The sequence below is a fragment of the Clostridium tyrobutyricum DSM 2637 = ATCC 25755 = JCM 11008 genome (assembly GCF_000359585.1).
Lineage (GTDB): Bacteria > Bacillota > Clostridia > Clostridiales > Clostridiaceae > Clostridium_B > Clostridium_B tyrobutyricum.
The window spans coordinates 1-636 of record NZ_APMH01000066.1; the positions used below are offsets into that span (position 1 = coordinate 1).

Consider the following 636-nt stretch of genomic DNA (forward strand, 5'->3'; position numbering starts at 1 on the left):
TTAATATTATCAAATTTTTGCAAGTGCTTGATCCAAATCATATATAATATCATCAATATTTTCTACACCTATAGAAAGCCTTATAAGATCAGGAGTTACCCCTGCCTCTTTTTGTTCTTCAGGTGTAAGTTCTGCATGTGTAGTACTTGCTGGATGTATTACAAGAGACTTTGCATCTGCCACATTGGCAAGCAAGGAAAATAATTTAACACTGTTTATAAATTTCTTTCCAGCTTCAAGTCCTCCCTTTATTCCAAAAGTAAATATTGAACCTGCTCCCTTTGGCAAATATTTTTTGGACAGTTCTCTATATGGACTCGACTCTAATTCAGGATAGTTTACCCATGAAACCTTAGGATGCTTACTTAAAAATTCTACTACTTTTCTTGCATTTTCTACATGTCTCTCAACTCTAAGTGACAGTGATTCCAGTCCTTGAAGAAGATAGAATGCACTTTGTGGACTTAGAGTTGCTCCCGTATTTCTCAAAAGCTGAACTCTTGCCTTTGCTGCAAATGAAGCCGGAGCAAGGTCTGCATATACAAGTCCGCCGTAACTTTTATCAGGTGTTGTAAAATCGGGAAATTTACCACTTCCTGCCCAATCAAACTTTCCACCGTCTACTATAATTCCACC

Annotated in this window: 1 protein-coding gene; it reads right to left on the bottom strand. The window is 37.3% G+C overall.

The features are described 5' to 3' along the window. Positions 1–9 precede the first annotated feature (9 nt). Positions 10–636: PLP-dependent transferase (locus tag J418_RS0115320; RefSeq protein WP_017896044.1), on the bottom strand; the 627-nt coding region annotated here is incomplete at its 5' end.